Source organism: Nonomuraea salmonea (genome assembly GCF_042428605.1).
GTDB classification, from domain to species: Bacteria; Actinomycetota; Actinomycetes; order Streptosporangiales; family Streptosporangiaceae; genus Nonomuraea; species Nonomuraea salmonea.
Genome location: NZ_JBHMCF010000001.1, coordinates 1 through 2,165, shown reverse-complemented (window position 1 = coordinate 2,165; position 2,165 = coordinate 1). Strand labels below are relative to the sequence as shown.

The 2,165-nt window shown below is 70.7% G+C and carries 1 protein-coding gene; it reads right to left on the bottom strand.

Annotated elements, in window-relative coordinates; genetic code table 11:
- Nucleotides 1–2,165 (bottom strand): non-ribosomal peptide synthetase (locus tag ACFFR3_RS00005; RefSeq protein ID WP_379482380.1); only part of this gene is annotated, 2,165 nt, incomplete at both ends.

Genomic DNA, 2,165 nt, shown 5'->3' with positions numbered 1-2,165 from the left:
CTCCCGCCAGAACCCGATCTGCCGCGCCAGCACACTGCCCGGCTCGTCCTCCGCGCCCAGCAGCTCCCGCTGCCACAAGGCGTAGTCGGCGTACTGCACCGGCAGCGGCTGCCATTGCGGCGCGCGGCTCCGGCACCTGGCGGCGTAGGCGAGGGACAGGTCGTTCGCGAGCGGCCTCATCGACATGCCGTCGGCGGCGATGTGATGCGTCACGACCGTCAGCACCTGCTCATCCGGGCCGGTGACGAACAGCCACGCCGCGATCGGCACCTCGGACGCCAGATCGAAGGTGTGCGCGAACGCCCGCGCCACTTCGTCCTGAACCTCCTCCGGCGCGACCTCGACGACCTGCAGCTCCCACTCCAGCTCGTCCATGCCGAGAACGCGCTGGTACGGCTCACCGTTCACGGTCGGGAACACCGTGCGCAGCGCCTCATGCCGGCCGATCACATCCCGCAACGCCGCACCCAGCGCGTATCGATCCACCTCACCGCTCAGACGCAGCGACGTCGGAATGTTGTACGTCGCACTCGGCCCCTCCAACTGCTGAATGAACCACAACCGGCGCTGCGCGAACGACAACGGCACCCGCTCAGGCCGCACCCACGCCATCAGCGCAGGCCGAGCCTCACCCGCCTCCGCCAACCGCTCCGCCAGCGCGGCCACCGTGGACGCCTCGAACAGCGTCCGGATCTCCACCTCCACGCCCAGCACCGCCCTGATCCGGCTCACCAGCCGCACCGCCAGCAGCGAGTGCCCGCCCAGCGCGAAGAAGTCGTCATCCACCCCCACGCCGGACACACCCAGCACCTCGGCGAACAACCCGCACAACACCACCTCCTGCTCAGTGGCAGGCTCACGACCGGCGACGGCCACATGCTCGGGCGCGGGCAACGCCCGGCGATCCAGCTTCCCGTTGGCGGTCAACGGCAGCGCGGGCAGCACCACCACGGCCGCGGGCACCATGTACTCCGGCAGCCGCTGCCCGGCCCAAGCCCGCACCTGGTCCGGCTCGGCATCGGCCCCCACCACGTAGGCGACCAGCCGTACCTCGCCCGCATCGTCCCCGCGCGCGATCACCGCCGCCTGCTGCACCAGCGGATGCGCGGCCAGCACGCTCTCCACCTCGCCGGGTTCGATGCGGTAGCCGAGGATCTTCACCTGCTCGTCGGCCCGTCCGAGGAACTCCAGCACCCCATCGGCCCGCCACCGCGCCACGTCCCCGGTCCGGTACATCCGCCCACCGAACGGACACGCGACGAACCGCACGGCGGTCAGCCCAGGACGGCCCACGTAGCCTCGGGCGACCTGGTCGCCGGCGACGTAAAGCTCCCCCGCCACGCCGGCCGGCACCGGCTCCAACCTGCTGTCCAGCACGAACAGCCGCGTCCCCGGCGACGGACGGCCCACCGGCACCCGGTCCTCGACCTCGTCGCCTGCCCGCACCTCGAAGGTGCAGCAGCCCACCACCGTCTCCGTCGGCCCGTATTCGTTGACCAGCACCGCGTTCGGCGCCCGTTCCAGCAGCCGGCGGACGTCCGCGCCGCCCAGCGCCTCGCCACCCACGACCCAGGTTCTGGCGGCATCGGCGAGCACCTCCGCCGGCACCAGCTCGCTCAGCAGCGCCAGATGCCCGGGCACCACCTTGACCAGGCCGAAGGAGTGCTCGCTCAGCAGGGCCGCCAAGCCTTCCGCGCCGCCTTCGACGCTCATCCGCACCGGAGCCCCGGCCACCAGCGGCACCCACACACTCGTCACCGTCAGGTCGAACCCCAGCGACGAATGCACCGGAGCCCCACCATCCGTCTCATACGCCCGCACCGCCCAGCCCACATAAGTGGCCAGACCGCCATGCGTGACCGCCACACCCTTCGGCCTACCGGACGAGCCGGAGGTGTACATGACATAGGCCAACGCGTCCGGAAGCGCCGCCACCTCAAGCGGAGACTCCTCCAGCATCGACAGCTGTACCCGCACCAGCGCGTCATCGAGGGCGACCATCCGCACCCGACCGGCCGGCAGCTCATCCAGCACCTCACTCACACCCAGCACCAACACCGCACGACTGTCAGCCAGCATGAACCCGATCCGCTCAGCAGGCTGAACCGGATCAACCGGCAAAAACGCACCCCCGGCCTTCCACACCGCCAGCATCGCCACAACAG